A 26639-nucleotide genomic window follows, 5' to 3' on the forward strand; every position below is an offset into this window, starting at 1 on the left:
CGTCCGTGCGTGGGTGACGCAGGCCAGCCGGCTGCCCGGCGAACAGATGTGAGCGCCAGCTTGAAGCCCCGGCCGATCGGGTCTATAACGCGCACGAAGGGCGCAGCCGTCCGGGCCGCCCATGGTGATCGGTGCTCCCATGATCCAGCCCAACGCCCGTTCAACGCCGCGCGCTGCGGCGGCCAGCGAGCCGTCCGCATCACAGCAGATCGATGCGCGCATCCAGTCGCTGGATGATTGGCGGGGCGAGGCGTTATCGAACGTCCGCGCCTTGATCCGCAAAGCTGCTCCGGACGTGGTGGAGACCTGGAAGTGGCGGGGGGTACCGGTGTGGGAGGATCACGGCATCCTGTGTACCGGCGAGACCTACAAGGCGGCCGTGAAGTTGACCTTCGCCAGGGGCGCGTCGCTTCCCGATCCCAAGGGGCTGTTCAACGCCAGTCTGGAAGGCAACACCCGCCGCGCCATCGATCTGCATGAAGGCGACACGCTCAACGCGACGGCATTCAAGGCACTGATCCGCGCAGCGATCGCGCGCAACCGGGCAGCGAAGCCTCCCGCCGCTGCAGCGCGTGCGAAGGCGAGCCAGCGCTCTGCCTGAATCATCACGACCTCCTGCACTGGAACACGCCGCGCGATTCGGCAACGATGAAGGGCTGGGCGAGGCGGCAGCGATGCGGCCGGCCCACTCCCCCTCAACGTTTCCAGGATGTGCCTGTGCTGAGTGTGATCGGCGGTTTGCTTGCGTTGTATCTGGTGTGGCGGCTGATCTGGCCACTGCGATTGTCGCGTCCGGTCCGGATCGTGCTCGGCCTGCTGGTGGTGGCGCTGGCGCTGCACCACCGCATCGTGGCGCAGTTTGCCGGGACCATGGCGTCGCCGGAAATTCCCAAGGCGATGATCGCGGTGCTCGCGACCGGCTTCACCACGCTGCTGTTGAGCGCGGTCTTCGTGCTCCTGCTGGACGCGCTGCTGCTGATCGCACGCCTGGTCCGGGCGCGGCCCGTGCTGCCTGTGCTGCGCGCGCCGTGGCTGCGCCCTGCGGCGGGCACGTTGGCGCTGCTGCTGTCCACGTATGGCATCTGGCAGGGCATGGCCGTGCCCAAGCCCCGCCAGATCGAGGTGGCCATCAAGGGGCTGCCGGCCGCGTTCGAGGGCTACCGCGTGCTGCAGCTCACCGACATCCACGCCAACCGCCTGCTCACCGGGGCCTGGGTGGAGAAGGTGGTCGCCGAAAGCAATGCCCTTGATCCGGACCTGGTAGTGATCACCGGGGATCTGATCGACGGCACTGTCAGCGCCCGTGCCAACGACTTCGCGCCGCTGGCCAGGCTGCACGCGCCCGATGGCGTCATCGCGATCACCGGCAACCACGAGTACTACGCGCAGTACGCCGACTGGATGCAGGCCTTCCGCGGGCAGGGCATGCAGGTGCTGGAGAACACCCACACCCGGGTGCAGCGCGGCGGCGCGACGTTGACCATTGCCGGTGTCACCGATCCAGTGGCGGCGCGCTATGGTCTGCCCATGCCGGATCTGAGCAAAGCCTTGGCAGGCGCGGACCCACAGGCGCCGGTGATCCTGCTCGACCATCGCCCGGTGGAGGCACGCGCCAATGCCGCACAGGGCGTGGCGCTGCAGCTGTCCGGTCACACCCATGGCGGGCACATCCTCGGCATGAACCAGCTGGTCAAGCGGGCCAACGGCGGTTTTGTCTCCGGGCGCTACGAGGTGGACGGCATGACGCTGTATGTCAGCAACGGCGCCGGGCTGTGGCCGGGCTTCGCCGCGCGCATCGGTGTGCCCTCGGAGATCACCCTGATCACGTTGCGGAGGGGATGAGGGTGACTGGAAACGACATGCCCGGGGTGGTGCTGCCGGATACCGAGGCCTGGACCGTTCGCGATCCGCTGGGCCGGGAGTACCCGATCTGGGTGGCCCTGCCGGCCGGCTACGAGCGCGACACGCACCTGCGCTACCCGGTGCTGTATGTCACCGATGCGCTGTACAGCTTTCCGCTCGCACGCAGCGTGCGCAACATGGTGGGGCAGGGTGGTGCGCACCTGGCGCCCTTCATCCTGGTCGGGCTGCCGCCGCAGGAGGGGCTGAGCTCGCAGCAGAGCCGCTCGCGTGATTACACGCCGACCCAGCCGGTGCGCCGTACAGGCGACGATTACACCGATGGCATCACCTACGGTGGCGCTGCGCACTACCGCGATTTCCTGGCGGACCATGTGCTGCCACAGGTCGAGGCGCGCTATCGCACCGATCCCGCGCAGCGTGCGTTTGCCGGCCATTCCTACGGTGGGCTGTTCGGTGCGTACGCGCTGCTGACCCGCCCGGCAATGTTCCAGCGTTACATCCTCTCCAGCCCATCGCTCTGGTTCGACCAGCACGTGATCAACCGGATCGAGGCGGACTACGCCGATGCCCATGCCGATCTGAACGCGCGCGTGCTGCTGTCCATCGGCGCACACGAAACCCCGGCGTCCGACGCGCCGTTCGCGGCGCGCAACGACATGGTCGCGCATACGCGATCGTTTGCCGAGCGTCTGCGCGGGCGCGGTTATCCAGGGCTTTGGCTGGAGACACGCGTGGTTGCCGATGAGGATCATCTGACGGTCTACCCGGCGATGCTCACCCGCGCGCTGCTGGCCCTGTTCCCCAGCCGGAGCACCGCCCTGGCCGTGTGAAATTTTCGCCAGTGGGCGTGCACGCCTCGGTCACCGCGCAGCGCGGAGGCTGAGCGCACACGCTACGCCCACCCGGAGACCCCATGACCACGCTGACCCTGCCCGAACTGGCCAAGAAGATGGCCGGCATCGATTTTGCGATGCTGCAGACCCACACCGCCAGCGGCGAGATCGCCGGCCGGCCGATGAGCAACAACGGTGATGTGGATTACGACGGCGACAGTTATTTCTTCGCCTTCGACAGTGCCGACATGGTGGCCGAGATCGAACGCGACCCCAAGGTCGCGTTGTCCTTCACCGGCAGCAAGTCGCTGCTGGGCAAGCCGCCGCTGTTCGTGGCCGTGGAAGGCCACGCGACGTCGAGCCGCGACCGCGCGACCCTGCAGGCGCATTGGGTCCCGGATCTGGAACGCTGGTTCACGCAGGGCGTGGATACGCCCGGAATCGTGCTGATCCAGGTGAAGGCAACCCGCATCCATTACTGGGCGGGTGAGGACGAGGGCGAAATCCGGCCGTAAGCCATGCCCGCATCATCAGTCAGGATCGGATGCGCAGGCTGGTCCATTCCCGGCCGGTACGCGGCGTTGACCGGTGAGGGCGAGAGCATGCTGGCGCGTTATGCCACACGCTTTTCGGTGGTGGAGATCAACTCCTCCTTCTATCGTCCGCACCAGCAGCGCACCTATGAACGCTGGGCGGCGAGCGTGCCGGCCGCGTTCCGCTTTTCAGTGAAGCTGCCCAAAGCCATCTCGCACGAGGCCGCCCTGCGCGGCTGCGGTCCGGCGTTGGACCGCTTCCTCGAGGAGACGGCCGGGCTGGGCCGCAAGCTCGGCGGGGTGTTGCTGCAGCTGCCGCCGAGCCATGCATTCGATGCGCGGGTGGCGGCCGGCTTCTTCGGCATGCTGCGCCGTCGCACCGCTGTACCGGTGGTCTGCGAGCCACGCCATGCCAGCTGGTTCACACCGCAGGCCGATGCGATGCTGCAGCGGCATGCGGTCGGGCGTGTCGGCGCGGACCCTGCGCGGGTTCCGCAGGCCGCCCAGCCGGGCGGTGATGCCGGATGGCGCTACTGGCGATGGCATGGCGCGCCCCGCATGTACTACAGCGACTATGACGACGCAGCACTGCGTGATCTGGCCCAGGCGCTCGCGCAGCGGACAGCCGGTGCGCGCTGGGTGATCTTCGACAACACCGCCCATGGGTTCGCCACCGCCAACGCGGCGCGGCTGCAGGACCTGCTGGGCGGCGCCACCCCCCGGGAGCCCGCACATGCCTGAAGGTCCTTCCATCGTCATCCTGCGCGAAGCCGCCGCCAAGTTCCGCGGCAAGACCGTGCGCCTGGCCACCGGCAACAGCTCACTCGATCTGACCCGCATGGAGGGCCGTCGCGTGGTCGCCCTGCGCAGCTGGGGCAAGCACTTCCTGATCGAGTTCCGTGGCTTCAGCCTGCGCGTGCACATGCTGATGTTCGGCAGCTACCGCATCGATGAGCGCAAGCCTTCCCCGCCGCGGGTATCGCTGCAGTTCGACAACGGCGAGCTCAACATCTATGCCTCGTCGGTGAAGTACATCGAAGGCGCGCTGGAGGACACCTACGACTGGCGGGGCGATGTGATGGACCCGTCGTGGGATCCCAGGCTGGCGCGCAGGAAACTCAAGGAAATGCCCGACACCTTGATCTGCGACGCGCTGCTGGACCAGGACATCTTTGCCGGCGTCGGCAACATCATCAAAAACGAGGTGCTGTTCCGTACGCGCGTGCACCCTGAATCCACGGTGGGCGCGCTGCCACCGCGCAAGCTGGGCGAGGTCATCAAACAGGCGCGGCAGTACAGTTTTGATTTCCTGGCGTGGAAGCAGGCATTCGTGCTTCGCCAGCACTGGCTGGTCCACACCAAGCGCACCTGCCCCCAGTGTGGTGGCCCGCTCAGCAAGACCTACCCGGGAACAACCCGGCGAAGGACGTTCTTCTGCCCGGTCTGCCAGGTGCGTTACGGTGCGGCCCCGACGGCACGCAAGGCTGTGCGCAAGGCCGCGCCAGGGCGTTCAGCCAGGACCACGCGCATGGCGTAGGATGGGGTGTCACACGCACCTACGCGCGTCCTGCGCGATCGACGTCCGATCGCCCTCGCTCCTTTTTCAGAGTCCTTCATGCCGCCCGCGGGATGAAGGCTCCCGTGTCCCACGGAGCGCTCATGCCGGGCTATACCACCCGCATCCTTACCATCCCGGTCGGCGGTCACGACTTTCGTATCCGCGCGCTCAGCGACCTGCAGCAGTTCTCCGATCCGACGGGTCGCGCCGAACGTGCCGGCATCCACTCCTCACTGTGGAGCCTGTTCGGCCAGATATGGCCGGCCGGCCGCGCGCTGGCCGACACCATGAGTCACTTCGACATTGCCGGCAAGCGCATCCTCGAACTGGGCTGCGGGCTGGGCCTGTCCAGCCTGGTGCTGGCGCATCGGGGCGCGGATGTGGTCGCGACGGATCACCATCCACTGGCCGAGTCCTTCCTGGCCTACAACGCAGGACTCAACGATCTGCCGGCGGTGACCTACCGCGACCTGCCCTGGGAGGTGCCCGATGGCTCGCTGGGCCGCTTCGACCTGATCATCGGCAGCGACATCCTGTACGAGCGTGGCCATGCCCACCAGATTGCCGCGATGATGCTGCGGCATGCCAAGCCCGATGCCGAACTGCTGATCACCGATCCCGGGCGCGGCAACGTCGGCGCTTTTTCGCGCGGCATGGCCCTGCAGGGCTTCGATGTGACCGAGCAGCTGGGTCTGTTCGAGGATGAGGGCGATGCCCCCGGCAATGGCCGGCTGCTGAGCTATCGGCGCGGCACCGTGCGGGCAGTGGCCGTCGCCTGAGCGCGCGCCGGGCGCGTTGCGACATCCAGCCATCCCTCCGTGACGCGGCGTGCAGATCGGCTGTCGTAGGCTGTCGCCGTCCAGATGCGGCCCAGGCGGCCGGGAGAACCCTGATGCGATGTGCTCCACGGCCGAGTCACCATGGCCTGTGTGTTGGCAGGACGCACGCTTGAGCGCGGCCACCACCGCGCACGCCGCGCGACCGCAGACGCGCTCGATGATCATCGCCGGCCTGTCCACGGTGGTGGAGTGGTACGACTTCACGCTCTATCTGTACCTGGCCACGGTGCTGTCGCGGGTGTTCTTCGGCGGCGGCGAAAATGCGCTGCTGGCCACACTGGCCGGGTTTGCGGTGTCGTACCTGATGCGGCCGCTTGGCGCACTGGTGTTCGGCCATCTGGGGGACCGCTTCGGGCGGCGCTACATGCTGCTGGCCTCGATGCTGCTGATGACCGTGGCGATGCTCGCCACCGCGCTGTTGCCCACCTTCGAAAGCATTGGCGCTACTGCCGGCGTGCTGCTGTTGCTGCTGCGCTGCCTGATGGCTTTCTCGGTCGGCGGCGAATACACCGGCGTGGTGGCCTACCTGCTGGAAACCGCACCGGTGCGCAGGCGCGGGCTGGTGACCTCGCTGGCCTCGGCCGCGAGCGAAGTGGGGGCCCTGTTGGCGGTGGCGCTGTCGGCGCTGACGGTCGTGTTGCTGAGTACGGCGCAGCTGGATGGCTGGGGCTGGCGGATTCCGTTCTTCGTCGGTGCCGTCTTGGCCGGTGCGATCCTGCTGGCCCGCTCGACGATGCACGAATCGCCCGAGTTCGAGCGGCAGCAGGCCGAAGGCACCGTGCCGGAGTCGCCGATCCGCGACACCTGGCGGCACCACAAGGCCGCGATTGCACGCACCTTCGCGATCTCCGCACTCGGCTCGATCACCTATTACGTTGGCATTACCTATGTGCCTGCCTTCCTCGGTTCGGTGGAGCAGGTGAGTGAATCCGAAGCGCTGTGGCTGTCCACGGTCGCAGCGGTGGCGGTGATCGTGGTGACGCCGCTGGCCGGCGCGTTGTCGGACCGGGTCGGTCGCCGGCCGGTGCTGATCGCGTTGGCTGCGCTGTCGGCATTGCTGCCGTTGACGATGTTCTCGGTAATGGCCGGCGGCAGCACCGTGGCGATCGGGCTGGCGGCGGTGGTGCTCGCGTGTCTGGCCGGTGGAGTAAGTGCGGTGGCAGCGCCCGCCACGGCGGAGCAGTTCCCCGGCGAAGGGCGGCTCAGTGGCCTGGCGCTGGGCGTCACCATGGCAACGGCCTTCTTTGGCGGCGCCACGCCGTTGCTGGCCGAGGTCCTGGTGCGGCATACCGGCTGGTCGTCTGCGCCCGGCGCGATGATCGCGGTGGTGGCGGTGCTGGTGCTGCCGGTGATGTGGACGCTGCGCGAGACGCGGCCCCGGTAGCGCCGGCCGCAAACAGAACGGGCCGCCCGAAGGCGACCCGTCTGCTCAAACGCGATGGAGCTCTTCGCGCCTCAGTACTTCCAGCGCAGGCTCACCGAGACGAAGCGCGGCTCGCCGTAGTTGTTGTAGTCCAGGTTGGCCCAGTAGGTCTTGTCCAGCGCGTTGCGCACGCTCAACGTGGCCAGCCAGTTATCGCTGATGCGGTAGTTGGCGTTGAGGTTGACCAGCATGTACGCCGGCTGGTTCACGGTCACGCCCACGCCCGACGGGTGCGGCACGTTGAAGGCCTGCACCTTGCTCTGCCAGGAGAAGCCGCCGCCGATGCTCAGCCGATCCCAGCTGCCCGGCAGCTGCACCGTGGTGTTCAACTGCAGGAAGTCTTCGGGCAGGTTGGCGTAGATCAGGTCGGTGGCGGCGCGGGTGACCTTGACGTGGGTGTAGCCGGCATTGACCGTCCAGCCCGGCCGGATCTCGCCGTTGACGTCCAGTTCCCACCCACGCGACTTGGTGCCGTTGACCCCCACGTACGCCGAGGTGCCGTCGCTGAGCGATCCGTCAGGCTGGCTCATGTCACGCACAGCGTAGTTGTCCTGCTTGGCTTCGAAGATCGCCGCGTTGGCGGTCAGGCGACCGTCGAACCACTGCGACTTGATGCCTGCTTCCAGGTTGGAACCTTCCACCGGGGCGAGCAGGTTCTCGTTCTTGTCCTTGTAATTCTGCGGATTGAAGATTTCGGTATAGCTGGCATACACCGAGAAATCCGGCACGATGTCGTACACCACGCCGACGTAGGGGGTGACTTCATCGGTCACCTTGTACTGGCCGCTCGTGGCGGTGTACGCGCCAGCCGTGTTGTAGGAACGGGTCATCGTTTCCCAGCGGCTCAGGCGGGCACCGGCGATCAGCGAGAGCGGATCGGCCAGGCGCAGACGCGTGGAGGCATACACACCGCTCTGCTTGGTGCGCGCGATGCGGCTGGCGCCGGTGCGCGAGGCGGTCAGCTCGGGGATGTCGCCGTTCCAGGTGTGGATGTTGGGAATGTCATAGCGCCAGCGTGCGACGGAGGTCAGCGTCCAGGTGGTCGATTCCAGGTCCGACCAGCTGCCACCGACGACAACGTCGTGTTCCTGGCCGAACAATGGGAACTTGCCCGACAGGAACACGTCCACGCCATTGCGGGTGTCTTCGGCATCGCCGGCACCGGCCAGCAGGTAGGTGCCGCTGCCGGTCACCGGGTCGGGGTAGCCGCTGCCGTAGACGCGCACGTTCTGCACATTGCCTTCGGTGTGCGCGGCATTGACCTTCAGCAGCCAGGTCTCACCGAAGCGCTGTTCCAGGTTGGCGAACGCGGTGCTGGTTTCGCGCTGCCAGCGCGTCCACTTCGGGGCCATGTTGGTCGAGCGCGGCAGGTGGGCGAAGCTGCCGTCGCTGTTGAAGAACGGCACGGTGCCCCAGGTCGAGCCGACCGGGTTGTTGTCCTGGCGCTGGTAGCCCACGGTGACGGTGGTGCTGTCGGTCAGATCGCCTTCGACCACGGCCATGCCGGACATTTTGTCTTCGGTGTAGCGGTCGTAGTAGTAGTCGCGGTCCTGGTAGGCGGCGACCACCCGGCTGCGGAAGCGGCCATCGCGGGTCAGCGGCGCGTTGACGTCGGCCTCCATGCGGCGGAAATCCCAGCTGCCGGCACTGATGGCGAAGGACGCATCGAAATCACGGCCCGGGCGCTTGCGCAGCAGATTGACCGTGGCCGAAGGAATACCCGCGCCGCTGAGCAGGCCGTTGGCGCCGCGGATCACTTCCACGCGGTCGTAGAAGGCGGTGTCGTACTCCTGGTTGGTCGAACCGCTATAGGTTGGCAGGCCGTCCACCTGGAAATCGGTGATGGTGAAACCGCGCGCGTAGTACAGCGGGCGCTGGGTGTCGTAGAAAGACACATTGACGCCGGTGATGTTGCGCATCACATCGTTGATGCTGAACAGCGATTCGGTCTGCAGCCGCTCCAGCCCCAGCACACTGGTCGACTGCGGGGTTTCCTGCAGGGTGATCGGCAAGCGGGTGGTGCTCGAGGGTGCGGCGCGGTCACCCACCACGCTGACCTTGTCCAGGGTCTTGGCATCGGCGGCGCTGCCGGCCTCGGCCAATGCATCGGCAAAGGCCTGCGGGGCGGTCAACGAGAGGGCGGAAAGCAGGGCCAGGGCCAGCGGGGCACGGCGGGAGCGGAGCGGGTGGGCGCGGAGGGACATGGGGGTCTCTGGACGGGCAAGGAGGAAATGAGGGCAACAGGCAGGCAACGCCGGCGCACGGGCGCCAGGCACGGGGTGTTCCATCCTGGGAAAGCAGGGGGCGGGGCAGCTGCGGGGCGACGGCAGTCCATTGAGACCGTCAAGCGCCCGAAGCGACCACCCTGCGGTGTGCAAATGTAAATCGTTCTCAGTCGCTTTACAATTCTTGAACAATTGGCGGCGTCGGCGTAGAGGGCTGAGCACCGGCGGGGAGCCCAAAACGCAACCGGCCACCGCAAGGGTGGCCGGAGGGAAACCGAGGCGGAGACCGAAGGCCCCGCCTGCGTAGGCTTACAGCGCCTGCAGTTCTTCGTTGGCGTTGCGCTTGGCCTCGGCCGGCTTGGCGGCCGGCGGCGGCGGAGTGAGCATCACCGCCGGGCTGGTTTCGACGGGAACGTCCATGTACGGCAGCTTCAAGGTTTCGCTGGTCAGGCGGCGGATCTCATTGGTCAGCGCCGGGCTGTCGTTGAGCTTGCGCCCATAGGACGGCACGATTTCCTTCAGGCGCGCTTCCCAGCCGGCGGCCATCTGCTGGGGGAAGGCCTTCTTGAGCAGGTCCAGCATGATCGGCGGCGAGGTCGAGGCACCTGGCGAAGCGCCGAGCAGGGCGGCCAGCGTGTGGTCCTGGTCGGTCACGATCTCGGTACCGAACTGCAGGATCGAGCCCTTCTCCGGGTCCTTCTTGATGATCTGCACGCGCTGCCCGGCGGTGACCAGTTTCCAGTCCTCGCGCTTGGCATTGGGGAAGTATTTGACCAGTTCAGCCTGGCGGTCGTCATCGTTCAGACGTGCCTGGCCCATCAGGTACTTCACCAGGTCCAGATTCTCCAGGCCCACGCCCATCATCCCGGCTACGTTGTTGTGGTTCACCGAGGAATACAGGTCGAACCACGAGCCGTGCTTGAGGAACTTGGTGCTGTACAGCGCGAACGGCCCGAACAGCACCACCGGCTTGCCATCGAGCTTGCGCGCATCCAGATGCGGCACCGACATCGGCGGGGAACCGGTTTCGGCCATGCCGTAGGCCTTCACCGAATGCCGGCTGGCGATCGCCGGGTCCTGGAACGCCAGGAACTGGCCACCGACCGGGAAGCCGGCGTAGTTCTTCGATTCGGGAATGCCCGACAGCTGCAGCAGCTTGAGCGCGGCGCCACCGGCACCGATGAACACGAAGCGCGACTTGATGGTGGATTCGTTGTCGGACTTCAGGTCCTTGACGGTCACGTTCCAGCTCTTGTCGTCGTTCTGGCGCAGGGCACGCACTTCATGGTTGAGGTGCAGCGCGAAGTTCGGGCTGCGCTGCAGGCCAGCGGTCAGCTGGCGGGTGATCACGCCGAAGTTCACGTCGGTGCCCAGCGGCATCCAGGTCGCGGCGACTTTCTGCTTCGGGTCGCGGCCTTCCATCAGCAGCGGCGCCCACTGCTTGATCTGCGCGGCATCCTCGGAGTACTGCATGCCGTAGAACAGCGGGTTCTTGACCAGCGCCTGCTGGCGCTTGTGCAGGTAGGCGATGTTCTCGTCACCCCATACGAAGCTCATGTGCGGGGTCGGGTTGATGAAATCACTCGGTTGGCTCAGGCGGCCTTCGCGCACCTGGTGGGACCAGAACTGGCGCGAGATCTCGAACTGCTCGGCAATGCCGACCGCACGCTTGGTCTCGATGCTGCCGTCGGGCAGTTCCGGGGTGTAATTCAACTCGGCGAACGCGGAATGGCCGGTGCCGGCGTTGTTCCAGCCGTCCGAGCTTTCCAGCGCAACCCCGTCCAGGCGCTCATAGACCTGGATGTTCCAGTCCGGTTGCAGCTCCTGCAGGAAGGTGGCGAGCGTGATGCTCATGATGCCGCCGCCGACCAGGACGACGTCGACCGGCTTGTCGTTGCCGGCCGCCGGGACCGAGCGCTGATGCAGCGGCCAGTACAGGAACAGTGCCGCTGCCAACAGCAACACCACGAGCAGGCCGAGGACGACCTTCGCTAGTTTTTTCATGGGGATCTCAGGTAGGGAGACATGGGAAGGATGCCGCCGCTGCCGGGAACGCCCGTGAAGACGGGCGTCACAGCGGTACCTTGAGCGCAATTTTAGCCCTTTCCGGTACGGATTTGGTGCAACGCAGCATCCGGTGGGTGTGCCGGACCGGCTCAATCGCTGGCGAGGGTGAAGTATTCCAGGAGGAAATAGCTGGCTTGATAGGCCAGCGCTATCAGGGCCAGCACCAGGTGGGCGCGTCGCTGGCGCAGCGCGATGCCCATCCCGGCGACCGCCAGCATCACCGCGGTATGGACCCAGTAGGCCTCGCCGAGCATCTGCCAGCGGCTGTGGCCCTTGATGGCGGTATCGCCCAGATCCAGCAGGGTGACCAGGGCCAGCATCCCGAAGAAGCCGGCGCGCCGCTGCAGCAGGTAATTCTCATAGCTGCCGAACTCGCGCACATCGTCGGGGAACAGCAGCACGCAGAGCAGGTACCACGCTGCGCAGTAGGCGATCACGAACAGGTACAGCTCGAAGGTCCACTGCCGCACCTCGCCCAGGCGGAATTCCCACCACCAGAAGGTCACCACCGAAATCAGCGCCCAGACCACCCAGCACAGGTGGATCCACGACCAGCCGCGGCGCCGGGGGTGCTCGATGATGCCCGCCAGGCCCCGCAGCAGGGTGGTAATGCTCAGGCCGAGGATGATGCTGAGCACCACGCGGATGTGCAGGTAGACCGGATCGGTGTCCATCGACGTGCCCGCGGCTGGAATGCGCCGATGCTGCATCGGGGCGGGTCGTCGGGTCGTGTAGGGCTGCATGCGGCCCCGGTACGACAGCCGACCAACGGTCGGCTCTACCGGTCGGGGTTATCGCTTTTTGCGCACCAGCGTCGCCGAGGCCGCCAGCACTGCCCGGGTCAGCAGCGCCATGGTCTGCACATCGCCCTTCCAGTGCTGCCAGTACAGCGGCACGTCTTCCCACGCGCGCTGCTTCATGTGCACCAGCCGGCCGGCATCGAGGTGGCGTTTGACCAGCGGCAGCGGGTTCATGGTCCAGCCCAGCCCGCCGAGATTGGCCTGCACGAACGCACGGGTGGAGGGAATCCACCAGGTCGGTGCGGTCAGCGGCAGGTCGTTGCCGGCCAGGCGCCGGGCGAAACGGGCCTGCATATCGTCCTTGCGGTTGAACACCAGTACCGGCGCCTGGGCCAGCGACTGCGCATTGACGCCCTTGGCGAAGTGCTGCTCATGGAAAGCGGGGGTGCAGGTGGCGGCGTAGCGGATACTGCCCAGCGCATGGATCTGGCAGCCCTGCACCGGCTCATCCAGGGTGGTCACCGCGCCCAGCACGGCCCCTTGGCGCAGCAGGGCCACGGTGTGGTCCTGGTCTTCCGAGCGCAGGTCCAGGGTGGTGCCGGTCTGCCGGGCGAACTGCAGGGCGGCCTCGGGGAACCAGGTTTCCAGACTGTCGTGGTTGACCGCGACCGGGATGCTGGCATGGGGCAGGTCCTCATCGGCGATGCCCATCCGGTGCAGCGCGTCGTGCTCGAGCAGGGCGGTCTGCTCGGCCAGCTGCACCAGTACCTGGCCCTCGGTGGTGGCCACCGCCGGCGAGGAGCGCTTGACCAGCAGGCGGCCCACCCGGTCCTCCAGCGCCTTGACCCGCTGGGAGACTGCCGAGGCGGTGACATTGAGCGACTGAGCGGCACGTTCGAAGCTGCCTTCGCGGATCACCGCCGCCAAGGCGCGGAGCTGGGCATGGTCGATGCGCATGATCTTAAGTTCCGCTAAAGATGGTTAAGTAAGTTTAGCTCTACTTTTTCATGTTGCGGCGCGACAATACGCGCCATCCGGTGCTGTACGCCTTGGCGAGGCACCGCCCCCCAGCAAGACACAGGTGGTATCCCATGTTTTCGATCCTTTCCGGCGGCGCCGGGCTGAGCGCGTGGCTCAGTGGTGCCGCAACCGGCATCGGCCTGTTCGCGGTGGTCGGCGCGCAGAGCGCGTTCATCCTGCGCCAGGGCATCCTGCGCAAGCACATCATTCCCGTGGTGGCGACCTGTGCTGCCATCGATGGCATCTTCATCTTCGCCAGCGTGGCCGGCCTGCGTACGCTGACCCAGGCGCTGCCATGGCTCACCACCGTGGTGCTGTGGGGCGGCGTCGCTTTCCTGGCCTGGTACGCCTGGCAGTCGGCGCGGCGCGCGCTGGCCGGTGGCGGCGGCATGCACGTGGACGAGGGCGACAGCACCTCGCGCCGCGCGGTGCTGATCTCCGCGGTCGGCTTTTCGCTGATCAACCCGCACTTCTGGCTGGACATGATGGTCATCGGTGGTATCGCTGAGAACTTCGGCAATGCGCGTATGGCCTTCGCCGCCGGCGTGTTCACCGCCAGCTGCCTGTGGCTGACCGCCCAAGGCCTGGGGGCGCGCCTGCTGGCCCCGCTGTTCACCAAGCCCAAGACCTGGCGCATCCTCGACGGCACGATTGCCGTGATCCTGTCGATCCTGGCGCTCAGCCTCGCGTTCCGCGGCATGCATTGAACTCTCTCCTCAATGCAGGTCCTGGAAATGGCACCGTTCGCGGTGCCATTTTTTTTGCCTAGAATCGCGTTTCCGGACACGATGTCCAACGGAGCAGGGGGGAAGGATGAAGCGCGTACGCGTGTGGGGAATGACCGTGCTGCTGGCCATGACAGGCCATGCCGGGGCGGTGGACCTGGAGCACTATCTGCGCCGGGATGCTTTCACTGATATCAAGATTTCGCCGACCGGTGAGTTCTACGCGGCCACCATACCGATGGAGGACCGCACCGGGCTGGCGATCATGCGTCGCAATGACGGCAAGCTGGTCGGCTCGTTCGTTCCGCCCAGGAACAACCATGCCAATGACTTCGACTGGGTCAACGATCAGCGGGTGCTGATCGGGCTGGCGGAGAAGTTCGGATCGCTCGACGAGCCGCAGCCGACCGGCGAACTGTTCGGCATCAACGCCGATGGGGGGCGAGGCGAACTGCTGATCGGCTATCGGGTGCAGGGCAACGGCCCGGGTACCCGCATCCAACCGAAGAAGGTCGAAGCCGTTGCTGCGTTCGTGATCGATGCGCTGCCGGACCAGGACCGCCGGGTGCTGGTCAAGGTGATGCCGTTCTCGGCCGATCCGTTCACTTCGGCCGAGCGCCTGGACGTCAACAGCGGCAAACGGACGCCGGTGGCGCGATCGCCAGTGCAGCGTGCCGACTTCGTCGCCGATGGCAAGGGAGAGGTGCGCTTCGCCGATGGGGCGGGGGCCGACAACGTCAACAAGCTGTACTACCGCGAGGGTGCGGGTGCCGCCTGGAAGATGATCAACGACCAGGGGGTCAGTCAGCGGATCGAGCGGGCATTGGGTTTCTCCGAGGATGGTGCACTGGCGTATCTGCTCGTCGAGCAACCCAGTGGCCCGGACGCGATCGTGTCCTGGAACCCGGCAACCGACGAGCGCCGCGAGCTGCTGCGCGATGCGGTGGTCGATCCGGCCAAGGTGATCTACAAGCGAGGCACCTCGATCCCGATCGGGGCGTTGTACCTGGGGGACAGACCCCGCACTCGCTTCTTCGACGAAACCTCGGCCGACGCGCGCCTGCAGCGCAGTCTGGAGCAGGCCTTCGGCGGCCAGGCGGTGTTCATCACCTCGTCCTCGCGCGATGGTCGACTGGCGATGGTGCAGGTCTGGTCCGGCAGCAATCCGGGTGATTTCTACGTATTCGATACGCAGGCCAAGAAGGCCGATCTGGTAGTCAGCCGCAGCCAATGGGTGGACCCGGAGAGCGCCGCCGTGGTTCAGCCGATCGCCCTGAAGGCCCGCGACGGATTGCCGCTGCACGGGTTTGTCACTCGGGCCAAAGGCAGTGAAGGCAAGCGCCTGCCGATGGTGGTGATGCCGCATGGTGGGCCCTTCTTCGTTTACGACGATGGTGCCTACGACAGGGAGAGCCAACTGCTGGCGGCTGCCGGATATGCCGTGCTGCAGGTCAACTTCCGTGGCTCATCCAACTACGGCCGCATGCATGCCCACGCCGGTGGCCGGGAGTGGGGCGGGAAGATGCAGGATGACCTGACCGACGCCACGCGCTGGGCGGTGGCCGAGGGCATCGCCGATAGCGCGAAGATCTGCATGTACGGGGCGAGCTACGGTGGCTATGCCGCCCTGATGGGCGTGGCCAAGGAGCCGTCGCTGTACCAGTGCGCCGCTGGTTACGTGGGCGTCTACGATCTGCCGATCATGTTCACCACCGGTGACATCCAGCGCCGCGGCTCGGGCGAAACCTACCTGAAGGAGTGGATCGGCGACCGCACCCAGGTAGGCGCCGTTTCACCGGTCAATCTTGCCGACCGCATCAAGGTGCCGGTGTTCCTCGCTGCGGGCGGCGAAGACGAACGCGCGCCGATCCTGCATACCAAGCGGATGGAAGCTGCGCTGAAGAAGGCAGGCGTACCGGTGGAAGCGCTGTACTACCCCACCGAAGGCCATGGCTTCTACACCGATGCGCATCGCCGTGAGTACTACACCAGGCTGCTGGCGTTTTTGTCCAACAGCCTGGGCGGGCAGACCGCCTCGGCGCCGACGCCAGCCCAACCCTGAGCACGGCGCGGATCCACCCGGCCTCAATGACAACGGCACCGCACGGTGCCGCTGTCCTCTGGGCAAGGCACCCGGCTTATTTCACCCCGTGCATCATCCGCTTCAGCAGCGGCGAGCAGATCAGCGCGACTGCCGCGCAGCCCAGGCCGATCCACATCAGCAGCCAGAACAGGTGTTCGTAACTGGCGGCGGCGCTGGCGATATCCATGGTCTGGCCTTCCGGCACCTCGATCGCGGCGAGCTTGCCGAACAGCGCCGCCAGCGTTTCCGAAAACGCGGTGGCCAGGAACCAGGTGCCCATCATCAGGCTGACCACGCGCGGCGCGGCCAGCTGGGTGACCGCCGACAGGCCCACCGGTGACAGGCACATTTCGCCGATCTCCAGGATCAGATACGCCAGTACCAGCCACCACACGCTGGCCATCTGCCCGGTCGCACCCACGTGTTGGGCAGCCAGGGCCAACGGCACGAACGACAGCGCGGCGAAGATCAGCCCGATCGAGGATTTCACCGGCTTGGAGGGATCCATGCGGCGTCGGTCCAGCCACGCCCACAGCATCGCGAACAACGGCGCCAATACGACCAGGAACAGGCCGCCCAGGTAAGTCAGCGAGCCGGCGGTCTGCGGAATCACCAGGCAGTCGCGGATCAGCATCACCAGCATCAGCGCGACGATGGCGATGAAAAGAGTGCGCGGCGCGGTCGAGCCGGGGCGGCGCTCGGACAGGCGCGCGGCCACTACGAAGCCCAGTGGCGCCAACAGCAGCGAGGCGATCGACCACGGCAGCGGGGTGCCGCCCTGGATCACCAGCGAGGGCACCAGGTCCTTGGTCAGCAGGCGATCGGTAAAGGTCACCCAGGAGCCGTAGGTCTGCTCGTACAGGGTGAAGAACACCAGCGCCATGAAGATCAGCGCCATCAGCGCGATCATCTGTTGGCGCTGCACCGGCGTGCAGCGGCTTCCGGTGAACCAGGCGAACCAGACCAGCACGCCGCCGAGGACGACGATCATCAACATCAGCGCCAGGCTGATTTCACCGCCAAGCGCAAAGGCGCCATTGGCGGCGGCCCACATCAGCGCGGCCACCGGAATCACGCCGAGCACGGCCACGGCATAGATCAGCCATTCGCGGCGGAGGCCCAGGACGCGCTGGCGCAGCGCCGGCAGATCGGACGGTTCGGCATGGCCCTGCAGATACTTCTGGCCCCACAGGAACATGCCCAGGCCGATCACCATGCCGATGCCGGCCGCGCCGAAGCCATACTTCCAGCCGTAGGCTTCGCCGAGGAAGCCGCACACCAGCGAAGCGAACAGCGCGCCCAGGTTGATGCCGGCGTAGAACAGCGAAAAACCCGAGTCGCGGCGCGGATCGTTTTCCGGGTACAGCTTGCCGACGATGGTGGAGATGTTCGGCTTGAGAAAGCCCACGCCCATGATGATCAGGGCAAGCGACAGGTAAGTGATGCCCAGCGCGGCGTCATCACGCACCACCGCGCCATCCACGCGGACCGCGGCGTGACCTTCGAAGGCCATGCCCAGATGGCCGAGCACCAGCAGCACGCCGCCGAACACCACCGCCTTGCGCATGCCCAGCCAGCGGTCGGCGAGCAGGCCACCAAAGACCGGGATGCAGTAGACCAGACCCCCGTAGGCGCCGAGCAGGTCCAGCCCGGCCTTGTCGCCGAACAGGTGGTACTTGGTGAGGTACAGCAGCAGCAGCGCCTTCATCCCGTAGAACGAGAACCGCTCCCACATCTCGGTGAAGAAGCAGATGTAGACGCCCTTGGGGTGGCCGAGGAAGTCGTCGGTGGCAGTGGTTGCCGGGGAGGCGGGCAGGGCGGCTGCGGTCATCGAGAGGTAGGGCAGGGCGGACAAGGGGGCGAGTATAGGCCCGGGAGAACGGTGCATCCGTGCCGGGTCTGGCTGCTCCGCCTACAGATAGCGGAGCCAGGCCAGATCCCGCCGCCGCGCCTTGAACCGGGCGAACGCCCGGGTCGGCCAGTACAGCGCCAGTGCCAGCACCGCGGTGATCACCCACAGGGTCGCCACGTGGTCCACGGCGAAATACGCGCCGTGCGTATGCCCCCAGCGTGCTTCGGCCAGCACGTACAGCAGCTTCAGCACGTACAGGTGCAGCAGGTAGAAGAACATCGGCGCCGCGCCGATGTCGGCCAGCGGGGCCAGCGCCCGTGCCACGCGCGGCTGCTCGTACAGGCGCAGCACCAGCAGGCCGATGCCCAGGGTCAGCAGCAGGAACAGCAGCGAAGGCGGGTACTTGGTCACGTTGAAGAAGCTCATCGCCGTGCTGCCCGTCGTGGCGAACGACTGCCACGGGCTGTCGCCGTAAACGTTGGCCGCACGCAACAGCACGAATGCCAGCAGCGCCCCGGCGCCGGCCCACCACAGGCGACGCTGGCGCAGCCGGGTGTTGCCGCCGCGCGCGAACCACGGCCCGATCACCCAGCCCAGCGCAATCACGCCGATCCACGGCAGCACCGGATAGGAAGTGCGCAGGCGCAGCCCCTCCGTCACCGTGATCCAGTCACGCTGGTGCAGCACCTTCCACAGCACGGCCAGGGGACCGTCGCCCGCCACGCGCACGCCATCGAGCAGGTTGTGCCCGGCGATCACGGCCACCGCCAGCATCGCCAGCACACCGCGTGGCAGCCATAGCAGACCGGCCAGCGCGATCATGCTGATGCCGATCGCCCAGATCACCTGCAGGTAGACCACGCTGGGGGGGAACTGCAGCGTCCAGGCCACATTGACCACCAGCAGTTCCAGCACCACCAGGAACAGGCCGCGCTTGAGCAGGAAGGCCGATGCGGCCCGGCGCCCGTCCAGCTTGCCGCTGGCGTACAACCACGCCGACAGGCCGGTCAGCAGCACGAACACCGGCGCACACAGGTGGGCCAGCAGCCGGCTGATGAACAACGCCGGTTCGACCTGGTCGACCGCCATCGGGTCGGCTACCTGGGCATGCAGATAGAAGGTTTCGCGCACATGGTCGAGCAGCATCAGCACGATGACGGTGCCGCGCAGCTGGTCGATGGAGGTCAGGCGGGGGGCGGGGGAATGCGTCACAGCAGCGCCGGGTGTTCGGTGCGATAGGATATAACATAACTAAAAGGATGGCCGTGCTGCACGACCTTGCCGAGTCCGGCGGGTCGCGGCCGCAGCGATGACCTATCGCGATGACGGGCGTGCGTCATCGCGGTTGCAGCACGTTTCACACTGGACTTGCCCGTACATGAACGCTAGCGTGGCAGGGATTTTTTGCCAGCAGGGGCTTCCATGAACAACGACGCTGCGCCACGCCAGCTCACTTTCCGCGCGGTGGTGCTTGCCATCGTGCTGGCGGTGATTCTGTCGGCCGCCAACGCCTACCTCGGTCTGTTCGCAGGCCTGACCATCGCCACCGCCATTCCCGCCGCGGTCATTTCCATGGGGGTGCTGCGCCTGCTCGGCGGTGGCACGATCCTGGAAAACAACATCGTCCAGACCGGTGCGTCAGCCGGTTCGTCGATCGCCGCCGGCGTGATCTTCACCATCCCGGCGCTGGTGATCATGGGCTACTGGCCGGACTTCAAATACTGGTGGGTGCTGGGCATCGCCGGTCTGGGTGGCCTGCTGGGCGTGCTGTTCTCGGTGCCGCTGCGCCGTTCGATGATCGTCGAAGATCCGCTTCCGTTCCCGGAAGGCAAGGCCGCCGCCGAAGTGCTCAAGGCCGGTGAAAACCCGGGCCCGGGCCTGAAGATCCTGGCCGTCTCGGCGGTGATCGGCGCCTTCGTGAAGCTGGCGGCCGAAAGCGGCCTGCGCCTGATTCCCGATGCGTGGGCCACCTCGGCCTATGTCGGCAGCTCGAAGATCACCGCCTTCATCGGCACCAACCTGTCCCCGGCGCTGCTGGGCGTGGGCTACATCGTCGGCCTGAACGTCGGCATCGTGGTGGTATCCGGTTCGATCCTGACCTGGCACATCGCCATTCCGCTGTACCAGTCGTTCTTCATGAACACCGACCCGGCGCTGGCCGCCTCGATCGCCACGGCCAGCTCCACCGAGGCCGCGTTCGCCATCTGGGGCGCGAAGATGCGTTACCTGGGCGTGGGCGCGATGCTGATCGGCGGCGTCTGGACCCTGATCTCGCTGCGCAAGTCGCTGCTCAATGGCGTCAAGAGTGGTTTTGCCGCGGCCCGCAAGAGCGGCGGCCCGGCGCTGGCGCACACCGAGCGCGACCTGCCGATGAAGTGGATGCTGGTCGCGCTGGTGGTGTTCACCCTGCCGCTGCTGGCGCTGTACCAGGCCATCGTGGGCCAGTGGCATGTCTCGATCCCGATGACCCTCATCATGATCGTGGCCGGTTTCCTGTTCGTCTCGGTGTCGGCCTATCTGGCCGGCCTGATCGGTTCGTCCAACAACCCGGTGTCGGGCATCACCATCTCCACCATCCTGTTCGCCTCGGCGGTGCTGGTACTGCTGCTCGGCAAGGACGGCCTGACCCCGGTCGGCGTCGGTGGTGCACCGCTGGGTGCGGTGGCCGCGATCATGATCGGCGCGGTGGTGTGCTGCGCCGCTGCGGTCGGCGGTGACAACCTGCAGGATCTCAAGGCCGGCTACATCGTGGGCGCCACCCCGTGGAAGCAGCAGCTGATGCTGGGCATCGGTGCGTTCTCGTGCGCGCTGATCATGGCCCCGGTGCTGAACCTGCTGGCGACCGCATATGGCATCGGCGTGAAGTCCGAGCTGCATCCCAATGCGCTGGCCGCACCGCAGGCCAACCTCATGGCCTCGGTGGCCAAGGGCCTGTTCGGCGGCGAGCTGCCGTGGACCTTCATCGGCATCGGCGCCGTGGTGGGCGCGGCGATCATCGCCTTCGACAGCTGGCTGAAGTCGCGCAATGCCCGCTTCCGCGTGCCGGTGCTGGCCGCCGCGATCGGTATCTACCTGCCGCTGGAACTGATGGTGCCGATCTTCCTGGGTGGCCTGATCGCCTACCTGGTGGAGCGCTTCCACAAGATCCGTGGCGATGATGAAGAAGGCCGCGACCGCGTGCACAAGCCGGGCGTGCTGTTCGCCGCCGGCCTGATCACCGGTGAGGCCCTGATGGGTATCGCCATCGCGATCCCGATCGTGGTCAGCAGCCGCGCCGATGTGCTGGCGCTGCCGTTCCACCTGCCGGGCGCGCAGTGGATCGGCCTGGCCGTGCTGTTCCTGGTCGGCTGGCTGATCTACCGCACCGGCAAGCGCGCGGTGGGTTCGGTCTAAGCAACGAGCGACCCGATCGGCGTCACGACACACCCCGCCCCGGCGGGGTGTGTCGTTTCTGGGCTGCGCCGATGCGCCGGCATGACCGATGGCCTTTGCATGTGCGGGCCCTGCGGCCCTAACATCGGCGTTTTGCCGTTCCGCGGAGACCCCGATGAAACTTCGTTACGCCCTGCTGCCGTTGTGCCTGCTGACGGCGATGCCCTCGCTGGCGGCCACGCGTGGCCTGGATGTGCGCGACATGATCGCGCTGGATCGGGTCTCCAGCCCGCTGCTCACCGCCGATGGCGGCAACGTGATCTTCGCCAAACGCGTGGTCGGCAGCGACAGCAAGGCCAGCACCGGCCTGTTCATCCGCAACCTGCGCACGCGCGACCTGGCGCCGCCCAAGCCGCTGACTCCGGCCGGCTGGAACGTCAATTCCGCCGCGCTGTCGGGCGATGGCCAGACCGTATATTTCCTGAGCGCCAAGAACGGCAGCCAGCAGCTCTACGCGCAGCCGACCACCGGCGGCACCCCGCGCCAGCTGACCGATTTCCCGGTCGATGTAGACAGCTTCCACGTTTCGCCGCAGGGCGACCGCGTGGCCTTCAGCAGCGGCGTGTTCCAGGACTGCGGTTCGGACCTGGCCTGCACCAGCAAGAAGCTGGACGCCCACAAGGCGCGCAAGAACACCGGCGAAGTATTCGACACTCTGTTCGTGCGTCATTGGGACACCTGGGCCGATGGGCGCCGCAATACGCTGTTCGTGGCGCCGCTGCCGACCGCCAAGGCAGCTGCGGTGAAGGGGGCCTCGGCGATCAGCGCGACGCTGGCCGGCGATGCGCCGTCCAAGCCGTTCGGTGGCAATGACGACTTCACCTGGTCGCCCGATGGCAAGACCGTGGTTGCCGCGATCCGCGTGGCCGGCAAGCAGGAGCCGTGGTCGACCAACTTCGACCTGTACCGCCTGGATGCCGAGGGCAAGCAGGCACCGGTCAACCTGACCGCGGCCAACCCGGCCTGGGATGCCGGCCCGGTGTTCAGCGCCGACGGCAAGACCCTGTACTACCGCGCCATGAAGCGCCCGGGCTTCGAAGCCGACCGTTTCGGCCTGATGGCGATGGACGTGGCCACCGGCAAGACCCGTGAGATCGCGCCGAAGTGGGATCGTTCGGCCGGCGAGATCGTGCTGTCCGGTGACGGCACCCTGATCTACACCAGCGCCGATGACATGGGTGAGCACCGCCTGTTCGCCGTCGACATCGCCACCGGTGAGGCCGAGGTCGTGGTCGACGGCGGCAGCATCGGCTCGCCGGTGATCGCTGGCACCACGCTGGCCTATACGAAGAACAGCCTGAAGAGCGGCGACCAGATCGTCGTGGCCGCCTTCGATGGTGCCAACCCGCGCGAAATCACGCCGAGCGCCGGCGAGATGCTGCCCGATGTGGCCTTCGGCGATTACGAGCAGTTCCAGTTCAAGGGCTGGAACAACGAGACCGTGCACGGTTACGTGGTCAAGCCGTACAACTACCAGGAAGGCAAGCGATACCCGGTGGCATTCCTGATCCACGGCGGCCCGCAGGGCAGCTTCGGCAATGGCTGGAGCTACCGCTGGAACCCGCAGACCTACGCCGGTCAGGGCTACGCGGTGGTCATGATCGACTTCCACGGCTCCACGGGTTACGGCCAGGCCTTCACCGACGCGATCAGCCAGCACTGGGGCGACCGCCCGCTGGAAGACCTGCAGAAGGGCTGGGCGGCGGCGCAGAAGCAGTACCCGTTCCTCAACGGTGACAAGGCCTGCGCCCTGGGCGCCAGCTATGGCGGCTTCATGGTCAACTGGATCGCCGGCAACTGGAACGAGCCGTGGAAGTGCCTGGTCAACCATGACGGCGTGTTCGATCAGCGCATGATGGGTTACGCCACCGAAGAGCTGTGGTTCACCGAGTGGGAGCAGGGCGGCACGCCGTACGAGAAGGCCGCCAATTACGAGAAGTTCAATCCGGTCAACCACGTGTCGGACTGGAAGAAGCCGATCCTGATCGTGCATGGCCAGCTCGACTACCGCATTCCGGTGGAGCAGGGCCTGGCCGCGTTCACCGCTGCGCAGCGCCAGGGCATCGAATCGAAGTTCCTGTACTTCCCGGACGAGAACCACTGGGTGCTCAAGCCGCAGAACAGCGTGCAGTGGCATGACACCGTCAACGGCTGGTTGAAGCAGCACATCGGCGAATAAGCCGGTTTGAAGCGCCGCCCCCAGGGGCGGCGCTTGTTCATGGCACCGGGTCTCGTTGGGCGTGGCGTAACCGGCCATCGTCGGCGGTGTGACCGGTAGAGCCGACCGTTGGTCGGCTGCTCTTTTACGGCAGCCGACCAACGGTCGGCTCTACCGGTGATTGTTTCCCGAAACGTGCCGAATCGCACGCCCATCGTCCAGGCACTCCACACCCGTGAAAGCACCCGCCCTGATCCAGAACGACATCGTCGTCTTCGGCCTGATCGCCGCCACACTCGGCGCCGTGTTCTGGACCGCCTCGCGCGAGCAGGGACTGTGGAAGCGCTTCTATACCTACGTGCCAGCGTTGCTGCTGTGCTACCTGATTCCCGGGGTGTACAACACCGTCGGCCTGATCGATGGCCAGAACACCCATCTCTACAACCCGGTCGCCCGCGACATCCTGTTGCCCGCCGCGCTGGTACTGCTCACCCTGGCCGTGGACATCAAGGGCATCCTGCGCCTGGGGCCCAAACTGATCGTGATGTACCTGGGCGCCTCGCTCAGCATCATGGTCGGGGCGGTGGTCGCGTTCCAGTTGATGAAGTGGCTGCACCCGGCCACCGTCGCCGGTGACACCTGGGCCGGCATGGCTGCGCTGGCAGGAAGCTGGATCGGCGGCGGTGCCAACATGCTGGCGATGCGCGAAGTGTTCGACGTCAACGCGACCACCTTCGGGCAGTTCGCGGTGGTCGATGTGGGTGTCGGTTACGTCTGGATGGCGGTATTGATCTTCATGGCCGGGCGTTCGGCGAAGATCGATGCGCGCAGCGGTGCCGATACCTCGGGCATCGATGCGCTCAAGCTGCGCATCCAGGCCTTCCAGGCGCAGCACGAGCGCGTGGCCAGCCTGACCGACCTGATGCTGATCGTCGCCGTTGCCTTCGGCGTGGTGGGGCTGTCGCACGCGATCGCCGGGCCTGTCTCGGCGTGGTTCAAGGGCCACGTCGCCTGGGCCTCGCAGTTCAGCCTGGACGCGCCGTTCGTGTGGGTGGTGGTGATCTCCACCACCTGCGGGCTGGCGCTGAGCTTCACCCGTGCGCGCAACCTGGAAGGCGCCGGTGCCTCCAAGCTGGGTTCGCTGCTGCTGTACTTCCTGATCGCCTGCATCGGCATGCAGATGGACCTGCTGGCGCTGCTGGACCGCCCGTGGCTGTTCCTGCTCGGCCTGATCTGGATCGCGGTGCACATCGTGCTGCTGTGGGCGCTGGCGCGCGCGCTGAAGGTGCCGTTCTTCTACTTCGCGATCGGCTCCCAATCCAACATCGGTGGGCCGGCCTCGGCGCCGGTGGTCGCGGCCGCCTTCCATCCCTCGTTGGCGCCGGTCGGCGTGCTGCTGGGCACGATGGGCTACGCGACGGGCACGTATCTGGCGTACATCGTGGGCATCACGCTGCGCGCGATGGCGGGGTAGCGCCGACCGTTGGTCGGCAGCTGTAACGTCGCGTCACAGCGCACGACAGCCGACCAACGGTCGGCTCTACGGCAGAAGCAACCTGCGCTGAATCAACCAGGCAAGTGCATCTTCACCGTCCTGCTCGAACCGGGCCGTGTGAACCCCCAGGCGCCGATGTGATTGGCGCGTCGCCACGCGCCCTGGACTGGCCGCACATGCGGATTTACGCAGGAAGAAGGCCGCGTTCGACCAACCACGCCTTTGCGTCTTCCGCATCCTGCTCGAACCACGCCTGCGTCGACCCCAACCGATACGTATACCCCCACGCGTCCATGTCGGCCATCAATCGCGCGCTGCCTACACCCGGCAGTTGCCCGGCCAGCACGATCTGCAGGTAACAGGTCGCGTCTTCTTCGGGCACTGAATCGGTGGCATCGGTGTGCACCAGCGCACGCCGCTCCGGCGGCAGCACGATCAGGTGGCAGGCTTCGTGCAGCATCGAGTGCACAGGGGTGTCATCGCGGACGTAGACGTCGCTGCCGATGATGCCGGCCTCGGGTTCGCCCCAATAGCTGCCCGGAATCGGCGCGCCATCGGTCACACGATGCAGGTGCAGATCGTGGGCGGCGAGCAGGGCATGGGCATCGTCGAAACGGATATCGCCGAGTCGGGTGACCTGCGGTTCGGCGGTCGGGGCAGCGTCGTTCATGGGGTGCCGCTCAAGCGCCCCTTCCAATGCGGAAGGGGCGATGTCGATCAGGGCTGCTGCGGGCCTTCCGGCAAGGCGACGGAGATATCGAGCACATCGTGCTCCCCATCCTTGACCAGATCGACCTTGACCGCATCAGCGTCGATGTTGACGTACTTCTTGATCACTTCCAGCAGCTCGCGCTGCAGCAGGGGCAGGTAGTCCGGGCCGCCGCGGTGGCTGCGTTCCTGCGCGATGATGATCTGCAGGCGGTTCTTGGCCGTTTCGGCAGTGGTCTTCTTTCGGTTCAGGAAATCGAACAGTCCCATGCTTACCCTCCGAACAGCTTGCTGAAGAAGCCTTTCTTCTCCACGGTGGTGAAGCGCATCGGACGCTCTTCGCCAAGGATGCGGCCAACCGCATCTTCGTATGCCTGGCCCGCCGCCGATTCGGGGTCCAGAATGACCGGCTCACCCTTGTTGGAGGCATTGAGCACGTCGCCCGATTCGGGCACCACGCCAATGGCCTTCAGGCCGAGCACTTCTTCCACGTCGGTGATGCTGAGCATCTCGCCGCTTTCCACCCGTACCGGGCTGTAGCGCGTGAGCAGCAGGAAGGCCGGTACGTTCTTGCCGGATTCGGCCTTGTGGGTCTTCGAATCGAGCAGGCCGATGATGCGGTCCGAGTCGCGCACCGAAGACACTTCCGGGTTCACCACCACGACCGCACGGTCGGCGTAGTACATCGCCAGGAACGCGCCCTTCTCGATGCCGGCCGGGGAGTCGCAGATGACGTATTCGAAGCCGTCGGCGATCAGGTCGTCGAGCACCTTGCGCACGCCTTCCTGGGTCAGCGCGTCCTTGTCGCGGGTCTGCGAGGCAGCCAGCACGTACAGGTTGTCGAAGCGCTTGTCCTTGATCAGGGCCTGCTTGAGGGTCGCTTCGCCGTGCACGACATTGACGAAGTCGTACACCACGCGGCGCTCGCAGCCCATGATCAGGTCCAGGTTGCGCAGGCCGACGTCGAAGTCGATCACCGCCACCTTTTTGCCACGACGTGCCAACCCGCAGGCCAGGCTGGCGCTGCTGGTGGTCTTGCCGACGCCGCCCTTGCCGGAGGTGACTACGATGATTTCAGCCAAAGG

General features: G+C 66.4%; 22 protein-coding genes. 13 read left to right on the forward strand and 9 right to left on the reverse strand.

The features are described 5' to 3' along the window. Positions 1-139: 139 nt before the first annotated feature. The 8 genes from ACTT2I_RS03580 to ACTT2I_RS03615 all read left to right on the forward strand — a co-directional run bounded on the left by ACTT2I_RS03580 (position 140) and on the right by ACTT2I_RS03615 (position 7010). Positions 140-601 (forward strand): DUF1801 domain-containing protein, encoded by a 462-nt coding sequence (locus ACTT2I_RS03580; protein ID WP_253247618.1) that lies wholly within the window; start codon positions 140-142, stop codon positions 599-601. Between the two features lie 116 nt (positions 602-717). Next, positions 718-1842 (forward strand): metallophosphoesterase, encoded by a 1125-nt coding sequence (locus ACTT2I_RS03585; RefSeq protein ID WP_421100625.1) that lies wholly within the window; start codon positions 718-720, stop codon positions 1840-1842. Beyond that, on the forward strand, positions 1839-2693 hold the full coding sequence (locus tag ACTT2I_RS03590; protein ID WP_421100624.1) for an alpha/beta hydrolase: 855 nt from the start codon (positions 1839-1841) through the stop codon (positions 2691-2693). The genes ACTT2I_RS03585 and ACTT2I_RS03590 overlap by 4 nt, the downstream gene beginning before the upstream one ends. Before the next feature lie 83 nt (positions 2694-2776). Continuing rightward, complete coding sequence (locus ACTT2I_RS03595; RefSeq protein ID WP_421100623.1) at positions 2777-3211, forward strand: pyridoxamine 5'-phosphate oxidase family protein; 435 nt, start codon at positions 2777-2779, stop codon at positions 3209-3211. Between the two features lie 3 nt (positions 3212-3214). Further along, positions 3215-3970 (forward strand): DUF72 domain-containing protein, encoded by a 756-nt coding sequence (locus tag ACTT2I_RS03600; protein WP_421100622.1) that lies wholly within the window; start codon positions 3215-3217, stop codon positions 3968-3970. Beyond that, the gene (locus tag ACTT2I_RS03605) at positions 3963-4766 is read left to right on the forward strand and encodes a DNA-formamidopyrimidine glycosylase family protein (RefSeq protein ID WP_088432101.1); all 804 of its coding nucleotides are present in this window, start codon (positions 3963-3965) and stop codon (positions 4764-4766) included. The genes ACTT2I_RS03600 and ACTT2I_RS03605 overlap by 8 nt, the downstream gene beginning before the upstream one ends. A 122-nt stretch (positions 4767-4888) precedes the next feature. Then, positions 4889-5566, forward strand: coding sequence for a class I SAM-dependent methyltransferase (locus ACTT2I_RS03610; RefSeq protein WP_293984160.1), 678 nt, complete (start codon positions 4889-4891; stop codon positions 5564-5566). 217 nt (positions 5567-5783) lie between these two features. Next, positions 5784-7010 carry an MFS transporter gene (locus ACTT2I_RS03615; RefSeq protein WP_421100638.1) on the forward strand — a complete coding sequence of 409 codons (1227 nt, stop codon included), beginning with the start codon at positions 5784-5786 and terminating at the stop codon, positions 7008-7010. 71 nt (positions 7011-7081) lie between these two features. On the opposite strand, the gene ACTT2I_RS03620 is transcribed toward ACTT2I_RS03615, so the two are convergent. The 4 genes from ACTT2I_RS03620 to ACTT2I_RS03635 all read right to left on the reverse strand — a co-directional run bounded on the left by ACTT2I_RS03620 (position 7082) and on the right by ACTT2I_RS03635 (position 13038). Beyond that, entirely contained in the window at positions 7082-9253 is a 2172-nt protein-coding gene (locus tag ACTT2I_RS03620; RefSeq protein ID WP_421100621.1) for a TonB-dependent siderophore receptor, read from the reverse strand. A gap of 330 nt (positions 9254-9583) precedes the next feature. Then, positions 9584-11278: a malate dehydrogenase (quinone) gene (mqo, locus tag ACTT2I_RS03625; protein ID WP_421100620.1), complete on the reverse strand. Its 1695-nt coding sequence runs from the start codon at positions 11276-11278 to the stop codon at positions 9584-9586. A gap of 152 nt (positions 11279-11430) precedes the next feature. Next, a complete protein-coding gene (locus ACTT2I_RS03630) occupies positions 11431-12015 on the reverse strand; it encodes a hypothetical protein (protein WP_172407451.1) in 585 nt (194 codons plus the stop codon). A 117-nt stretch (positions 12016-12132) separates the two neighbouring features. Continuing rightward, complete coding sequence (locus ACTT2I_RS03635) at positions 12133-13038, reverse strand: LysR family transcriptional regulator ArgP (RefSeq protein ID WP_019184555.1); 906 nt, start codon at positions 13036-13038, stop codon at positions 12133-12135. 134 nt (positions 13039-13172) lie between these two features. On the opposite strand from ACTT2I_RS03635, the gene ACTT2I_RS03640 reads away from it, so the two are divergent. Next, positions 13173-13808, forward strand: coding sequence for a LysE/ArgO family amino acid transporter (locus ACTT2I_RS03640; RefSeq protein WP_088432106.1), 636 nt, complete (start codon positions 13173-13175; stop codon positions 13806-13808). 106 nt (positions 13809-13914) lie between these two features. Then, positions 13915-15888, forward strand: a complete 1974-nt coding sequence (locus tag ACTT2I_RS03645) for an alpha/beta hydrolase family protein (protein ID WP_421100619.1) — start codon at positions 13915-13917, stop codon at positions 15886-15888. A 76-nt stretch (positions 15889-15964) separates the two neighbouring features. On the opposite strand, the gene ACTT2I_RS03650 is transcribed toward ACTT2I_RS03645, so the two are convergent. Further along, on the reverse strand, positions 15965-17740 hold the full coding sequence (locus tag ACTT2I_RS03650) for a peptide MFS transporter (protein ID WP_088432171.1): 1776 nt from the start codon (positions 17738-17740) through the stop codon (positions 15965-15967). A gap of 81 nt (positions 17741-17821) precedes the next feature. Then, positions 17822-18973, reverse strand: a complete 1152-nt coding sequence (locus ACTT2I_RS03655; protein WP_421100618.1) for a DUF1624 domain-containing protein — start codon at positions 18971-18973, stop codon at positions 17822-17824. A 210-nt stretch (positions 18974-19183) separates the two neighbouring features. Here ACTT2I_RS03655 and ACTT2I_RS03660 point away from each other — a divergent pair, with 210 nt between their 5' ends. From ACTT2I_RS03660 to ACTT2I_RS03670, 3 genes are all read left to right on the forward strand, one after another. Further along, positions 19184-21154, forward strand: coding sequence for an OPT family oligopeptide transporter (locus tag ACTT2I_RS03660; protein ID WP_088432109.1), 1971 nt, complete (start codon positions 19184-19186; stop codon positions 21152-21154). A gap of 154 nt (positions 21155-21308) precedes the next feature. Further along, positions 21309-23372: a S9 family peptidase gene (locus ACTT2I_RS03665; RefSeq protein WP_088432110.1), complete on the forward strand. Its 2064-nt coding sequence runs from the start codon at positions 21309-21311 to the stop codon at positions 23370-23372. Between the two features lie 214 nt (positions 23373-23586). Continuing rightward, positions 23587-24825 carry a DUF819 family protein gene (locus ACTT2I_RS03670; RefSeq protein WP_172407452.1) on the forward strand — a complete coding sequence of 413 codons (1239 nt, stop codon included), beginning with the start codon at positions 23587-23589 and terminating at the stop codon, positions 24823-24825. A gap of 205 nt (positions 24826-25030) precedes the next feature. On the opposite strand, the gene ACTT2I_RS03675 is transcribed toward ACTT2I_RS03670, so the two are convergent. The 3 genes from ACTT2I_RS03675 to minD are packed head-to-tail and all read right to left on the reverse strand — an operon-like array spanning position 25031 to position 26636. Next, complete coding sequence (locus ACTT2I_RS03675; RefSeq protein WP_088432111.1) at positions 25031-25516, reverse strand: hypothetical protein; 486 nt, start codon at positions 25514-25516, stop codon at positions 25031-25033. Positions 25517-25563: 47 nt separating this feature from the next. Next, complete coding sequence (minE, locus tag ACTT2I_RS03680; protein ID WP_017355894.1) at positions 25564-25824, reverse strand: cell division topological specificity factor MinE; 261 nt, start codon at positions 25822-25824, stop codon at positions 25564-25566. Between the two features lie 2 nt (positions 25825-25826). Beyond that, complete coding sequence (gene minD / locus ACTT2I_RS03685; protein WP_088432112.1) at positions 25827-26636, reverse strand: septum site-determining protein MinD; 810 nt, start codon at positions 26634-26636, stop codon at positions 25827-25829. Between the last annotated feature and the right edge of the window lie 3 nt (positions 26637-26639).

Origin of the sequence: Stenotrophomonas sp. PUT21, from assembly GCF_052232875.1 — a bacterium.
Taxonomy (GTDB): domain Bacteria; phylum Pseudomonadota; class Gammaproteobacteria; order Xanthomonadales; family Xanthomonadaceae; genus Stenotrophomonas; species Stenotrophomonas maltophilia_N.